Here is a 338-nt window from a genome sequence, read left to right on the forward strand (position 1 = left end):
CTGCGCTTCCACACCCTGCCTATCAACGTCCTAGTCTTGAACGGCTCTTAAGGGAAATCTAATCTTGAGGTTGGCTTCCCGCTTAGATGCTTTCAGCGGTTATCCAATCCGAACGTAGCTACCGGGCAATGCCATTGGCATGACAACCCGAACACCAGCGGTTCGTCCACTCTGGTCCTCTCGTACTAGGAGCAGATCCTCTCAAATTTCCAACGCCCACGGTAGATAGGGACCGAACTGTCTCACGACGTTCTAAACCCAGCTCGCGTACCTCTTTAAATGGCGAACAGCCATACCCTTAGGACCTGCTTCAGCCCTAGGATGAGATGAGCCGACAT

1 rRNA gene (cut by a window edge) is annotated in these 338 nt (G+C 52.7%); it reads right to left on the minus strand.

Features of this window, described 5'->3' with window-relative positions:
- Nucleotides 1-338 (minus strand): 23S ribosomal RNA (locus B3S92_RS07105) (it continues 2,434 nt past the right edge of the window).

The sequence above is a fragment of the Psychrobacter sp. UBA3962 genome (assembly GCF_002385225.1).
Taxonomy (GTDB): Bacteria; Pseudomonadota; Gammaproteobacteria; order Pseudomonadales; family Moraxellaceae; genus Psychrobacter.